This window comes from Kitasatospora sp. NPDC057936, from assembly GCF_042887525.1.
Lineage (GTDB): Bacteria > Actinomycetota > Actinomycetes > Streptomycetales > Streptomycetaceae > Kitasatospora.
This window is the reverse complement of record NZ_JBHVPD010000042.1, coordinates 43378-57662: the sequence shown is the minus strand read 5'-3', so window position 1 is coordinate 57662 and position 14285 is coordinate 43378. Positions and strand designations below refer to the sequence as shown.

Sequence of the window (14285 nt, the reverse complement as noted above, 5' to 3'; positions counted from 1 at the left end):
CCCCGCCGCCGTTCGGTCAGCCCTGGTCGGCCGCGATCCGCTCCCGCAGGTCGGCCAGGATCTCCGCCGCCTCCGGCAGCCCGACCCGCCGGCAGCGGTCGGCGGCGGCGGTCAGCCGGGCCACCGCAGCCCCCGTCCGCCCGAGGTCGGTGCCCTCGATCAGCGCGGCCATCCGCACCGCCTCGGCGCGCGGCGACTCGGCCTCCTCGCCACCCTCCTCGTACACCGGGATCGCCCGCTCGGCCTCGGCCAGCGCCTCCTCGTGCCGCCCGGCGATGGCCAGGCAGCGCGCCCGCTCGTAGTGCGAACCGCCGCGCAGGAACCACGAGTTGTACGAGGCACCGGCGTGCTCGGCGGCCGCGCCGACGGCGTCCGCCTCGGCCAGCCGGGCGAGCGCGGTCTCCAGCCCCTCGCCGCCGCGGGCGCGCATCACCAGCTTGGCGAAGTCGCGCAGCGTCCCGGCCATCTGATCCCACTGCGGCGCCTCGGCGTGCGCCGCGAGGGCGCGCTCGCGGGCGGCGTCGGCCGCCTCCCAGCGGTCGGCGTGGGCCAGCGCGAGGGAGGCCTCGCAGGCGACCATGGTGTGCGTCGACCGGTCCTCCCAGCCCGCGACCGCGTCGGCGAGGCGCAGGTACTCCTCGGCCGCGTCGCGGTACTCCTCCAGCGCGAACAGTCCGCGGGCGAGGTCGAGCCGGACCTGGGCCATCAGCCGCTCGTCCAGCTCCGGGGCGGCGGCGTCGAGCAGCACCGACTCCAACACGGCCACCGCGTCGGCCGCCCGGCCGCTGCCGCGCAGCAGGTCGGCCAGCTGCAGCCGCACCTGGGCGGCCTCCTCCGCCGCCGGCCGGCCCTTGCGGTCGAAGCGCGCGGCGGCCTCCGACAGGGCCCTGATCGCCCCGCCGTCGTCGCCGGTGTGCGAGCTCGCGTGGCCGAGCATCATGTACGTCGGGGCGAACGGGTAGGAGTCGTCGCCCCAGCGGGCGGCCTCGGCCAGGGCCCGGTGGAACACCTCGACGGCCTGGGCGGGTTCGCCGCTCTGCAGCAGCACCTGGCCGAGCAGGCCGAGCACCCGCGGCGTCTGCCACGGCAGGTCGGCAGAGTCCAACTGGTCCATGACCTCGCGCAGTTCGGCCGTCGCCTCGGCCATCCTGCCCTGCCGGGCGGCGGCGTCGGCGGCGTACTGGCGCGAGGTGGCGGCCCGGCGGGCCGACCCGAGCGCGCCGCTCTCGGCCCGGTAGGCGCCGACGGCCTCCTCGAACCGGGCGACGGCCCCGGCCGGCGGCTCCGGCAGCGCGGCGATCAGGTCGTGGTGCGCGGCGAAGGCCCGGCACTGGAGCACGATCAGGTAGTCGTCGTCGGCGATCCCGCCCTCGGCCCGCAACTCCCGTGCGCGGACGAGCGCTTCGTCGAGCGCCGGCCAGTCGGGCGCCAGGCCCTCGACCTCGCCGAGCTCGACGACGAGGGTGCGGGTGCGCACCATGAGGGCCTGGCCGAGCAGCCCCTCCTGCTCGAACAAGTCGGCAGCGGCCAGCAGTTGGGCCTTACCGACGACGTGGTCGTCGCGGTCCAGCGCCTCGTGCGCGCGCTGCTCGGCGAGTTCGGCGCACAGCCGGCCCGCGGTGCCCGCCGCCGTGCCGTCCTCGTGCACGTAGCCGTCGGCCTCGAAGCGCTTGGCGATCCGGCGCCAGAGCCGGTCGGCGTCCGGGTGACCGACCAGGTCCAGCTCGCGGGCGCGGACCACGAGGGCGGCGAACTCCTCGGGCTCCGGCTCGACTTCGCGGCGCGGCGCGGGCCCGACGGCCGGGGCGCCGGCCAGCTCGGGCGCGGCGGCGGCGCGCACCCCCAGGGCGAGCGGCTCGGCGAGCAGCGGCCCGCGCTCCAGTCGCGCCCGGCGCCGGCTGCCGACCGCGTCGGTGCCGTTGCGGGCGTCGAAGCGGGCGGCCAGCGCGTCGGCCTCGGTGCGCAGGTGGGCGAGCAGCGTGTCGACCGTCCAGCTCCGGCCGGGCGGGCCGCTGACCGCGAGCTCGCCGTGGCCCTGGCGGGCGAGCGCGGCGATCAGCACCTCGACGCCGGTGAGGAAGTCGAGTCGGCCGCTCGGGTCGCCGGTGACGGCGAACAGGTCGCGGTTCTCGGAGAGGATCTCCAGGCCGCGCGGCTCGTTGCCGGACAGCGCGCAGAACTCGACGTGCTGGCCGACCGGGCGGGCCATGCCGGACTTGCCGCGGGCGAAGCGGTAGCCGACCAGGTGGCTGGAGCGGGCCTCGTCCAGGCGTCCCTCGCGCAGCAGCGGGAGCAGGGCGGCGGCGTGACTGAGGTAGGGCTCCTCGGAGCAGGTGCTGTGGCCGCCGAGGACCGGCCGCCACACCTCCAGCGCCCGGGCGTCGTCGCCGGCGCGCACGTGGTGGTTGGCGCGGGCGCGGAGCTCGCACGCGTGGCAGTCGCTCAGCTCGGTGCGCGGGCGGCCGGTCCACAGCTCGTACGCGTCCTCGGCGCCGACGCCGGTGTGCGCGGCCAGGTGGTAGCGCTGGGCGTAGTACGGCTGGAGGCCGAAGCCGGCCTTCTCGTACCGGGTGCGCATCTCGGTGTGCCAGCGCCGGATCGCCTCCAGCGGCACCTCCGGGGTGCCCGCCAGCGAGCCCGCCACCCACTTGAAGCGCCAGAACACCTGGTCCCCGGCCCACTCGCCGAAGCCGTCCGGGTCGGTGTCCCACAGCTTGAGCACACGGGCGAAGACCACCGGCGACTTGCTGCGCTCGCCGTCGTACTGGTACGCCTCCATGAGCTCCAGCAGGGCCATCGAGCGCACCCCGGTGTCGTCGAACTGCTCTGCGGCGTCGACGAGTTCCTCCGCCGCGACGGTCCGCTGACGACCGTAGGGGCGGGCGTCGTTCTCGCGCAGCGCGGCCATCACCGCGTCGGGGGTGTCCAGCATCACGCCTCCTTCGGGTCGCTGTCGGCGCCGCGGCCGTCGGCCGCCTCGTGGCCGAGCATGGCGTGGTCGAGCAGGCTGATGAACGAGCGGTTGAGCAGGGCGCTCTCGCTCGCCTTGAGCGGACGGCGGGTCATCAGGACCGCCTGCCCGTATAGCGCCTCGACCGCGGTGACGGTCAGGTCGCGGCTGCCCGCCAGCGAGGCGGCACGGCGCACCAGCGGGTTGAGGTGGTTGAGCACCAGCTGGGCGCGCGGCACCTCGGCCCGCAGCGAACCGAGGATGTCCGCCCACAACCCGTCCGCCTCGTCGGCGAGTTGGGCGCGGGTGCGCTCGTGCCGGGCCTCCCGGTTGTCCAGCAGCAGGGCCGGGGCGCTGGTCGGGTGGAAGCTGCGCAGCGCGACGTCGCAGTCGAACCGGCCGACCACCTCGCGGGCGATCGTCAGGAACGCGGCGGCGGCGAGCTCGGCGGCCGGGTCGACGGTGTCCAGGTGCGCGGTGACGGTGCCCGGGTCGAGGTCGGCGACCGAGACGCCGGGGCGGATCTCGGGCAGCCGGTGCACGAGGTCGCGGTCGTAGGTGTAGCCGCCGTTGACGACGCCGAGCCCGGCGGCGCCGGCGATCGGGGCCACCTGGCGGAACTCCTCGACCGTCCGGGTCACCAGCAGGACCGGGTGGGTGCGGGCGAACTCGTCCAGCGTGACATTACCGTCGGTGGTCTCGAACGGCAGCCACGGCAGCATGATGCGCAGCAACTCGTCGTCGTAGCGCGCGAGTTCCTTGACCGCCAGGTGATGCACGGACAGGAAGCGGTGCAGCAGCGCCGGGTCGCTCGCGGACAGGCCGGTCAGCCAGTCGCGGATCCGGGCGCCGAGCGCGTCGCGGACGGCGGCCAGCGTCTCGTCCGCGTACAGGCCCTCGCGGGAGGCGGTCGGGCGCAGGCCGTCGGTGTCGACCACGCAGCGGACGAAGAACGCCCAGTCGGGCAGGAGTTCGTCGGCCTGGTCGGTCAGCAGCATGCCCTTGAGGTGCACCCGGTGGCCGGAGCGGCGGGAGGGCGGTGCGGCGTCCGGCAGCACATAGGCGACGCCGCGCAGGCCGACCAGCGGGAGGTCCAGGTCGATGCTGTCCAGCGGGGTGAAGTCGAAGGCGGAGCGGCAGTACTCGGCCAGCGCGTCACGGCGGGCCAGCGGCGAGCCGTGCCGCTGCGCCCACGGCGGCGTCCGGTTGACGCGGTGCTCGGTGCCGTTCGCGTCGACGACCGTCACCTCCTGGCGCAGCAGGCCGCCGAAGTCCCGGGCGAGGGCCAGGACCCGGCCCGAACGCGTCCACTCGGCGGCGTCCGCGCGCGGGGCGAGGGTGACGGTGGTGCCGGGCTCGGGCCTGGCCTCGGCGGGGAGCGTGCGGATGGTGTAGCGGCCGTCGGAGCTGCCGCGCCACTCGACCACCGGCGCGTCCGGGGTGGCCGCGGAGCGGGTGACGACGGTGATCTCGTCGGCGACCACGAAGCAGGCGAGCAGGCCGATGCCGAACTGGCCGATGAAGTCGCCGCGGGCGCGCGCCAGTCCGGCGCCGTCCAGGCCGCCGTCGGCGTCCCGCTTGGAGCTGCGGCCGATGGTGGCGAGGAAGGTGTGGACGTCCGCCTCGGTGAGGCCGATGCCGGTGTCGGTGACGGTCAGCTCGTCGTCGGCGCGGACGGTGATCCGGGCCGGCGCCGCCGGGTCGAGCTTCTGGCGGGCGGTGATCGCGTCGACCGCGTTCTGCAGGAGCTCGCGCAGGTAGACGCGGGGGCTGGAGTACAGGTGGTGGGAGAGGAGGTCCACCAGGCCGCGCAGGTCCACCTGGAAGGTGTGCGCACTGGCCGGGCTCTGCGCACTCGTGGGGTTCTCGGATGGGGACACCGGGGGCTCTTTCGATTGCTGGATGGGTGAGGAGGTCCGGGGCCCGGGCGGCGCGGCGGGCGTGCGGCGCGCGGTGGCGGGCGGTGGCGGGCGGTGGCGGGCGGTGCCGGCTGTGGCCGTCAGCGGGTCGCGGTGGCCGTCAGTGGGTCGCAGCCGGCGCTATCGGGCGCAACGGTCGCGGTGGGCACGGAAGTTGGCGACCGGATCGCCGGCCAGGTAGTGCCAGGGGGACTCGGTGACGAGGCCGTCCAGGGCGTCGAACAGCCGGTGCGCGGTCTGGCGCTGGTCGGCCAGCGAGAAGGCCATCGCGAAGGCGTTGAAGGCGGCCTGCCAGCCGCGGGCCGGCGTGAAGTCCGGGTGCAGGACGGACCGGGCCGCGGCCTCCTGGAGCTCCGCGAGGACCGTCGGGCTGGTGAGGTAGGCGTGGTCCTCGCCGTCGGGCAGGTCCAGCCAGCGCTCCAGGTGGGCGAGCGCGACCAGCTCGCCGAGCTGGCTTCCCTCTGGGGCGGCGAGCATCGCCGAGCGGGCGAACTCGTGCATCTCGTCGTGCGAGCCGCCCCACTTGGCGCACAGCTGCTGGAGCCGCTGGCGGTGCGAGGCGGCGTGACCGGGCGCGCGGCGCAGCGCGGCCTCGAAGCGGCAGGTGGCGACGTCCGCGTCGAGCGAGGCGCCGCGGGCGCTGATCTGGAGGAAGTACCACGGCGCCAGCCAGCCGGGCTCGCGCTCGGCGACCTCCAGCAGCTGCTCCTCGGCGGTGTCCAGGCGCTCGTGGAAGAGCTTCCACTGCTCGTCCGTCACGTGCTTGGCGCGGGCTCCGGTGCGGGCCTCCCAGGCCCAGGTGATGTGCCGGGCGCCGGAGAGGAGGAGGGGAAGGGCGTCGTCGGGGTGGTCGGTGACCGCGCGGGCCGTCCAGGCCTCGACGCCGTCGACGTCGGCGAGGGCGCCGAGGATCCACGTCTGGTCGGCCTGGTCCTCGACGGCGGCGAGCGCGGGGCGCAGCGCCGTCCAGTCCCCGGCGGCGGCCTGGCCGAGCATCACGCGGACCGCGTCGTCGCCGAAGGCCGGGTCGAGCGCCGGGGCCGGGCCCGCGGGGACGGGGACGGCGGGCTCGGCCGTCCGCGCCCCGCGCCCGAACCCGAGCCCGCGGCGGCCGGACCGGCCCTGCGTGGCGTCCTCGCCGGAGCGGCGACGGAAAAGCGGCATCGGGTGGTCCCCCTCGAACGTGATCGGCATCTCTCGCATGGCCGCACAGTGGCCGCCCAGATGCAGTACATATCACGCGCACCCGACATCCGTTCGCGCAGCCCGCACCGGGCCTGACGAGGGGGGTAACAGATGACAACGGACAGATAACAGATAACAGATAACAGATTTCAGCGAACAGATTCTGTTATCTGTTCGCCGTTCGTTGTCCGCCCGCTCACCCGGCGGTCAGATCGGATCGCCGGACCTTCGGTTGATCCGGGCGATCCGATCGATCCGATCGACTCGGGAGACCTGGCCGGCCGACGGGCGGCCGGGCGGCCGGGCGAGCCGTCAGAGCGTGGCGAGTCCCGCGTCCGGGGTCTTGCCCGTCTGCGCCTGCTCGATCCGCTTGACCAGCATCGCCGCGAACCGCCGCGTCGCCGCGACGTCCACCGGGCCGCCCTCGGTCGTCACGCTCGCCACCACCGTGCCCGAGCGCAGCACGATGCCGACGCCCTCACTGCCGGCCAACTGCCCCTGGAACACCTGACTTTCACTCCCCAGCACCGCAGCATCCACGGCCTTGAATGGCCCGCTCCGGTACGACGCGTACGTCTCCTTGAGGCGGTCCTTCGCCGCGTCCCGGGTCGCCAGTGTGTCGATCATGAACCGGGCCACCACGTCGCCCGAGGAGAACCGGACCGACCCACTCAGCGGCTTCCCGGTGCAGGGCGCCGCCGCCGTGCAGGTGGTGACGTGGTCGGCGGTGTCGACGCGCCGCTTCTCCTCCTCCCACCCGGCCATCGTCTTGACGTCCGGCAGCACCTGGAGGACCAGCTTGTCGTCCAGCAACACGGCATCCGAGTCCGCCCCGGGCGCCCCGGCCCCGCCAGCGGCCGACGGCGGCACAGCCCCGCCGGCGCCCGCGGCCGGCGGCGTCGCGGCACCGGGTGCAGGCGCCGAGGCCGCGTCGGACGCGCCGCCCGCGGCACCCCCGGCAGCCGGACCGGACGTCTGGGCACCGGACGTGCCGGCCGCGCCGCCCGCCGCCGACGACGCGCTCGACCCCGAACTCGCCCCGCCCGCAGCGTCCTTGGTGGCGCCCTTGTCCCCCGACGCGCATCCGCCGAGCACCCCAACCAGCACCCCGACCGCCACTACGGCGGCCGTCCGCCGACCGATCCTGCCCATCGCCCGCTCCCTCCCGGTGTCCGTGACCCATCAAGATAGCCGTTCGCCCTCGGACCAGCCGCGGGCGGCCTCACCACCCGGGAACCACCGTCGCCCCAGGACCCCCAGCACCCCGGGAGCCTCACCGCCCCGGGAAACGGCACGGCGGCGGGAAACGGAACGGCGGTGGGCGGCGACCTCTCACGAGGCCACCACCCACCGCCGTCACGGTGTCACGCGGTCCGGGCGGTTCAGGCCGCCGGGGCCGGGAAGGTCGGGTACTCGACGCCCGAGATGTACTGGACGACCCGGACGACCTGGCACGAGTAGCCGAACTCGTTGTCGTACCACAGGTAGAGGATCGCGTTGTCGCCCTCGACCTTGGTGGCGCCGGCGTCCACGATCGAGGCGTGGCGCGAGCCGATGAAGTCGCTGGACACCGCGTCGGGCGAGTCGATGAAGTCGATCTGGCGCTTCAGCGGCGAGGTCAGCGAGACGTCGCGCAGGTAGTCCAGGACCTCCTCGCGGTTCGTCTCGCGCTTCAGCTGGAGGTTGAGGATGGCGATCGAGACGTCCGGCACGGGCACGCGGATCGAGCTGCCGGTGATCTTCGCCTTGAGGTCCGGCAGCGCCTTGGCGACGGCCGAGGCGGCACCGGTCTCGGTGATCACCATGTTCAGCGGTGCCGAGCGGCCGCGGCGGTCGGCCTTGTGGTAGTTGTCCAGCAGGTTCTGGTCGTTGGTGAACGAGTGGACGGTCTCCACGTGGCCGCGGACGACGCCGTACTCGTCCTCCATCGCCTTCAGCGGCGGGACGATCGCGTTGGTGGTGCAGGAGGCGCAGGAGATGATCTGCTCGTCCGGCTTGATCATGTCGTGGTTGACGCCGTGGACGATGTTCGGGACGTCGCCCTTGCCCGGCGCGGTGAGCACCACCTTGGCGATGCCGGGGCGCAGGTGCTTCGACAGGCCCTCGCGGTCGCGCCAGCGGCCGGTGTTGTCGATCAGGATGGCGTCCTTGATCCCGTACTCCGTGTAGTCGACCTTGGTCGGGTCGTCGGAGTAGATCACGGTGATCTCGTTGCCGTTGGCGATGATCTTGTTGTTCGCCTCGTCGACGGTGATCGTGCCCTGGAACTGGCCGTGGATCGAGTCGCGGCGCAGCAGCGAGGCGCGCTTCACGAGGTCGTCGCCGCCGCCGTTGCGCACGACGATGGCCTTCAGGCGCAGGCCGTTGCCCGAGGCCTTCTCGATCAGCAGGCGGGCGACGAGGCGGCCGATGCGGCCGAACCCGTACAGCACGACGTCCTGGGCGGACCGGCGCTCCAGCTTGTTCTCACCGGTGGCGCCGGCGACGGCGCGGGCGGTGAACTCCTCCACCGTCAGGCCCTGGTCGTCGGCCCGGTAGGTGCTGGCCAGCATCCCGAGGTCGATCTGCGAGGGGCCGAGGTCCAGGGCGGTCAGCGCCTGGAGGAACGGCATGGTGTCGGTGACCGAGAGCTCCTCGCCGGCTATCTGGCGGGCGAAGCGGTGCGTCTTGAGGAGGCTGACCACCGACTTGTTCACCAGGGAACGGCTGTGCAGCAGGACGGTGACGTCCTTCTCGCGGTGCAGCCGCCCGATGATCGGGATCATCGACTCCGCGATCTCCTCGCGGTTCTTCCAGTCCGTGAACACGTCGTCGTTGACAGTCACAAGTCCATCTTTCGAGCTGAGGGTGTTGCCCACATGGTAGCTTCGCGGATTTTCGATCCGGCGGCCTCCCCCGGCCGGCGCTGACCGGGCGACCCTCACGGCTCTAATTTGAACGCGTTCAATTCTCCGTGAACGCGTTCGGAATCGGCGGAGGGAGAAACGGTGGAGACAGGTCGTCGAAGGCGGCGGGCGACGGGCGGTCGAGCACGCCTTCGGGGCGCCGGTGCCGACGGCCGTCCTGGCCCAACCCGCCCTCGCGCTCGGGCTGTCCGGCTACCGCTACGGCACGCGGAACGTCCGCAGCGCGTGCCTGGCGATGGGCGCTCCCGCCCTGCTGATCCTGCTGGGCGGCTGCGCCCGCCGGAACGCCGGGCAGCGCGTCCTCGCGGAGACGCGGTGGCTCGCGCAGGCGGCGGCGCGCTGCCTCGTGTGTTGTACGACACCCTTTTACGTGCTGCTGCCGATCCGCATGGCGACGGGCGCCCGCATGCCGGACCGCGGGCGGGTGCGACCACGGGGACGTCGGCGGGATCGCGCTGGGATTCTTCCTGTGCACGGCCGTCCTGGCAGGGCCCGCGCTGGTGCTCCTGCTCCTCCTGGCTCCGCACGCACTGCGCATCCGTCCGGTCAGGCCGACCGGACGGCCGGACGGACGCGCCCGGTCAGGCCGGGGCCCTCGGCGGGATCCGCTCCCCTCCGGACAACTCGTCCACCACACGCGCGAGTCCGTCACCGCCCGGTGCCATCGGTCCGCTCGCCACGACGCTCCCGCCGATCATCACCGCCGCGTGGTCGCAGAGCCGCTCGACCGGTGCCACGGCCGCACCGGCGAGCAGCACCGAGCCGCCGGCCGCGACGAACTGCGTCAGGACGGCCCCCATGACCGCCGCCGACCGCGCGTCCACCGCGTCGAACGGCTCGTCCACCAGCAGCAGTCGGGGGGCGTGGACCAGCGCGATGGCCAGCCCCATCCGTTTGCGCAGCCCGGGATCGTACTCCGGCGGCGACGCCCGCTGCGCGCCGTCGAGTTCGAGCAGGGCGAGCAGCGCCCCGGCGCGGGCCTCGGCCGCCGGCCCCTCCTCGCCGCACAACCGGCCGAGTGAGGAGAGCAGTTCGCGCCCCCGCGGCCACGGCGGCAGGGCCACCAAGTCCGGCACCAGCCCGACCGCCGGGCGGGCGCGTTGCGGATCCGTCCGGACGTCCGCCCCGAAGACCTCCGCCGTGCCCTTGTCCGGCCGCACCAGGCCCGCCGCCATCGCCAGCACGGTGCTCTTGCCGGCCCCGCGCGGACCCACCAGCCCGAAGCAGGACCCGCTCGGCACGCTCAGCTCCACCCCGGCCACGGCCGTCGTCCGCCCGAACCGCTTGCGCAGCCCCGACAACCGCAGTGCCGGCCCACGGACCGCCCCCATCCGCGCACTCCCGTCTCCTCGGCCCCGGCCACCGCACACCGATGGCCCCGGGATCGACGCTAGGCCGCCCGCGCCGGCGAAGGGATGTGCCTTTCTGCAGGGTTCGGGTGCACCTAGCTGCACCCCCGACGGAGAAATGTGCCGATCGGCAGGGCCGGCCGAGCCGGCGCACCGGGGCGACACGCCCCGCCGGGGTTGACCTTCACACCGGTGTGAGGGGGCACCATGAGCCCATGACCGACACTGGGTTCGACCCGTACGCGTTGCTGGAGGCGAGCAGGCTCGGGGTGCTCGCGACGATCAAGGGGGACGGGCGGCCGCAGTTGTCGCCCGTGCTGCCGTACTTCGACCGGGCGGCCGGGGTGGTCCTCGTCTCGACGACCGACGGTCGGGCGAAGACCGCGAACCTGCGGCGCGATCCGCGGGCCGCGCTGGAGGTCACCGGGCCGGACGGCCGCTCGTGGGCCACGGCGGAGGGGACGGTCACGCTCACCGGGCCGGGGACGGACCCGCACGGGCCCGAGGTCGAGGCGCTCGTCGCGTACTACCGGACGGCCGCCGGGGAGCACCCGGACTGGGACGAGTACCGGGCGGTGATGGTGGCGGACAGGCGGGTGCTCGTCACCATGACGGTCGACCACGTGTACGGCGCGGACCTCGCCTGAGGACGAGCCCGGGAGACGCACCGGAAGACGCACCCGGAGACGCACCCGGAGACGCACCGGAAGACGAGCCGGGCACGGACCGAGGACGGACCGGCGACGGACCGGCGACGAGGGCCCCGGGGCGCACGGCCCCGGGGCCCTCGCCCGTCAGCGGTGCCAGCCGCGTTCGGCGATGCGCAGGCCGGCCTGGAAGCGGCTGCGGGCGTCGAGGCGGCCCATCAGTTCGGCGACGACGCGGCGCGTGGTGCGGGTGGAGAGGTCGAGCCTGCGGGCGACGATCTCGTCGGTGTGCCCGTCGGCCAGGAGCTTGATGATCTCCCTTTCCTGGAGTGTGAGTTCGTTCCCGTCACGAGTCGCGCTCTCGCCGAACGGGGTCGCGTTCAGCCAGGTCTGCTCGAAGAGGGCGTAGGCGGCGGTGACCACGCCGGGGCTGCGGAGTTCGAGGGCTCCGAGGCGGCTGTTGGCGGGGTCGATGGGGACGAGGACGGTCTCCCGGTCGATGACGATCATCAGCAGGGGCACCGTCGGCACGGTCCGGGTCTGTCCGCCGAGCTCCGCCAGCCACCGGGCCGCGGCGAGGGTGGCGGGGTCGTTCCGGAAGCTGTCCTGGTAGATGCAGCGGATCGCGACGCCGCGTTCCAGCAGTTGCTGGTTGAGGGGCTTGCTCGCGGCCTTCGCGTCCGGCGTCTGGGCGCTGTTGGGATTGAGGGACACCATCTCCGTGCGGGTGGCGGCGGCGAGTTCCTCGATCCTCGCGCGGACCGCCTCGATCCCCTCGTGCCGGGTGATCGACTCCCGGGCGCGGGCGCCGTCGTGTTCCGCGGCGATCGTGGCGACGGCCGCCCTGGTGGCCTCGATCCGGCGTTGCCGGTCCGCGAGTTCGGCCTCGGTGCGGGCGAGCAGGGTGGCCAGCCCGACCGACGGGCTGATCGGCAGCAGCTCGTCGGCCGGGCCGTCGGCCGGGCGGAGGAGCGCAAGATCGGCCAGCTCGTCCAACGCCGATCTGACGTGACGCTCCGTCAGTGTCAGGTGGGCGGCGATGTCCGCGAGCTTCCAGCTCGGCTGGGCGAGCAGGGTCCGGTAGACCCGCTCACCGTCGAACGACAGCCCCAAAGGCTCCAACATCCCTGACACTCCCCCGAGTTGATTCCGGTACGCCGCTCCCCCGCGGCTCGGTCACCACGATTGTGCGCCCGGCGGGGAGCCCCGGCAACGACTTACTGTCAGGATGCGGCCAGGCCGCTTGCTGAACCGCCGCCGACCGTGACAGCAGTCGGGCGGGCAGGCAGAGTAATTCCCGTCGGAGCGGGCGACCGGGACGGAACGCGGGAAGCGGGAATTCCGGATCGATCAGGCGCTCACACCAGCCACGGTGGAATTCCCCGGAATCCGCCGACCGTTCATGAGGGGAATAGTCATGTCGAAGATGAGGACCGTCATCGCGGGATTCGCCGTTGCCGCCGCTGTCGCCATCGCCGGTACCGCGGCGAGCGCGGTCGCGGGCGGCGCGGCGGACGGGACGACCGGCCGGGCGCCGGCGGAGGTCCGCATCCACACCGACGCCGGGGCGCCCGTCGGCGGGGCGGAGTGGGGCTGCGTCGGAGGCTGCTCCAAGCCGCTGCCGTCCGGCGCGCCGACCCCGGCAGCCGACCCGGACCCGACCCCGGCCGCCACCCCCGACCCGACTCCGGCGGACACGCCCGCCGGCACCCCGACCACACCGCAGGCGCCGGCCGCACCGCAGGGCTGAGCCCGTTGTACCTGGTCACGGTCCGACTGGTGGCGACCGGCCGGACCGCTGACACCGACCACTTCACCCCACCGGGCCCGCCGCACCCGACGCGCCCGCACCTGACCGACACCGCCCTCGCCGCCCTCATCCGGCGGCACGCCCGGCCCTGCGACGGCCTGGAGCACCTGCGGGTGCGCGGCACCGCACACCGGTTCGACGTCGCGGCCTTCGTGAGCGCCGAGAACGCCGCCGCCGCCCGCACCGCGACGCACGCGATGTGTGCGCGCATTCTCGCCGAATCCCCCGCGCTGCACGGCTGGCGCGTCGCCGGCGACATTCCGGCGCCCTGGATTCTCTGAGCTCCCCTTCTTTCCGTCGCATTTCGAAAGTCCGACCAAATATCGCTCCACCGTGCCCGAAACCGCCCGGACCGGCTCTTCCGTGCCGCCCGGTCGCACCGCCCTGGACGAATTCCGAAAGGACACCCGGAAAATGACCGCCGTTTCCCGCCGCCTCGCCGCCGCACTCGCCGCCGTCGCCGTCGCCGGAGCCCTGTTCACCGCCACCGTGTCACCGGCCGAGGCCGGCACGCCCGGCTCCGCCATCGTCACCCAGGCCCGAGCACACATCGGGCAGCACCGCACGGACTTGGGCTTCCCGTCCGAGGAGTGGTGCGCCGATTTCGCCCTCAAGATCTGGCGCGACGCCGGCGTGGAGAACCTGAGCGGCCTCGGCAGTTCCGTGCAGAGCTTCAAGGACTACGGGACCCGCAACAACACCACCTCGAACACCCCGCACGTGGGCGACGCCGCCGTCCACAAGACGGCGACCATCTCGCACGTGCAGATCGTCATCGGAGTCTCCGCGGACGGCAACATGATCCAGACCATCGGCGGCAACGAGGGCAGCAACAACCTCGAAACCAGCTGGGTCAAATTCGAGGACTGGCACGACTGGCACACCCAGCCCACCGTCTTCGTCAGCCCGGTCGGTCTGACCAACAGCCGCCTGCCGGCCTCGCTCGCGGGTGACGGCCGGGCGTCGGTGGTGAGCGACTCGGCGGACGGGACGCTCACGGCCTGGCACAACGCGGCCGGGTTCGCCCAGATGCCGTTCGACACCTCGGCCGTCATCGCGCAGGGCTTCACCGACCCCACCCGCGTCAAGTTCGCCGACCTCGACGGCGACGGACGCACCGACCTCATCTACGACCAGCCCGCAAACAACCCCCAGAACGACCCCGAGGGCACACTCCGCGCCTGGCACAACGACAACGGCGTGAACACCATGCCCTTCGGCGACAGCGTGATCATCGGCCAGGGCTTCACCGACCCCACCCGCGTCCACCTCGCCGACCTCGACGGCGACGGACGCACCGACCTCATCTACGACCAGCCCGCAAACAACCCCCAGAACGACCCCGACGGCACCCTGCGCGCCTGGCACAACGACAACGGCGTGAACACCATGCCCTTCGGCGACTCCGTCATCATCGGCCAAGGCTTCACCGACCCCACCCGCGTCCACCTCGCCGACCTCGACGGCGACGGACGCACCGACCTCATCTACGACCAGCCCGCAAACAACCCCCAGAACG

11 protein-coding genes are annotated in these 14285 nt (G+C 73.6%); 4 read left to right on the top strand and 7 right to left on the bottom strand.

The window, feature by feature from the left end:
* Positions 1-16: 16 nt before the first annotated feature.
* The 6 genes from ACFVU9_RS22250 to ACFVU9_RS22225 all read right to left on the bottom strand — a co-directional run bounded on the left by ACFVU9_RS22250 (position 17) and on the right by ACFVU9_RS22225 (position 10291).
* Positions 17-2932, bottom strand: a complete 2916-nt coding sequence (locus tag ACFVU9_RS22250) for a hypothetical protein (RefSeq protein WP_387595724.1) — start codon at positions 2930-2932, stop codon at positions 17-19.
* A complete protein-coding gene (locus ACFVU9_RS22245) occupies positions 2932-4830 on the bottom strand; it encodes an HSP90 family protein (protein ID WP_380435995.1) in 1899 nt (632 codons plus the stop codon). Before ACFVU9_RS22245 ends, ACFVU9_RS22250 begins: the two co-directional genes overlap by 1 nt.
* Positions 4831-4989: 159 nt before the next feature.
* Positions 4990-6072: a hypothetical protein gene (locus ACFVU9_RS22240; RefSeq protein ID WP_387595721.1), complete on the bottom strand. Its 1083-nt coding sequence runs from the start codon at positions 6070-6072 to the stop codon at positions 4990-4992.
* A 294-nt stretch (positions 6073-6366) separates the two neighbouring features.
* On the bottom strand, positions 6367-6867 hold the full coding sequence (locus ACFVU9_RS22235; RefSeq protein WP_387595718.1) for a hypothetical protein: 501 nt from the start codon (positions 6865-6867) through the stop codon (positions 6367-6369).
* A 569-nt stretch (positions 6868-7436) separates the two neighbouring features.
* Positions 7437-8879 (bottom strand): glyceraldehyde-3-phosphate dehydrogenase, encoded by a 1443-nt coding sequence (locus ACFVU9_RS22230; RefSeq protein ID WP_380446290.1) that lies wholly within the window; start codon positions 8877-8879, stop codon positions 7437-7439.
* A gap of 662 nt (positions 8880-9541) precedes the next feature.
* Positions 9542-10291 carry an ATP-binding cassette domain-containing protein gene (locus ACFVU9_RS22225; protein WP_387595715.1) on the bottom strand — a complete coding sequence of 250 codons (750 nt, stop codon included), beginning with the start codon at positions 10289-10291 and terminating at the stop codon, positions 9542-9544.
* 233 nt (positions 10292-10524) lie between these two features.
* On the opposite strand from ACFVU9_RS22225, the gene ACFVU9_RS22220 reads away from it, so the two are divergent.
* The gene (locus tag ACFVU9_RS22220) at positions 10525-10956 is read left to right on the top strand and encodes a PPOX class F420-dependent oxidoreductase (RefSeq protein ID WP_387595712.1); all 432 of its coding nucleotides are present in this window, start codon (positions 10525-10527) and stop codon (positions 10954-10956) included.
* A gap of 147 nt (positions 10957-11103) precedes the next feature.
* Here the strand turns inward: ACFVU9_RS22220 and ACFVU9_RS22215 are convergent, their stop codons facing one another.
* Positions 11104-12081, bottom strand: coding sequence for a LuxR C-terminal-related transcriptional regulator (locus ACFVU9_RS22215; protein ID WP_387595709.1), 978 nt, complete (start codon positions 12079-12081; stop codon positions 11104-11106).
* Between the two features lie 292 nt (positions 12082-12373).
* Between ACFVU9_RS22215 and ACFVU9_RS22210 the strand changes: the two genes are divergently transcribed.
* The 3 genes from ACFVU9_RS22210 to ACFVU9_RS22200 form a co-directional block, all read left to right on the top strand.
* Positions 12374-12706, top strand: a complete 333-nt coding sequence (locus tag ACFVU9_RS22210) for a hypothetical protein (RefSeq protein WP_387595706.1) — start codon at positions 12374-12376, stop codon at positions 12704-12706.
* 29 nt (positions 12707-12735) lie between these two features.
* On the top strand, positions 12736-13047 hold the full coding sequence (locus ACFVU9_RS22205) for a hypothetical protein (RefSeq protein WP_380500422.1): 312 nt from the start codon (positions 12736-12738) through the stop codon (positions 13045-13047).
* A 133-nt stretch (positions 13048-13180) separates the two neighbouring features.
* The coding region (locus tag ACFVU9_RS22200) for a CHAP domain-containing protein (RefSeq protein ID WP_387595703.1) at positions 13181-14285 on the top strand (1105 nt) is incomplete at its 3' end.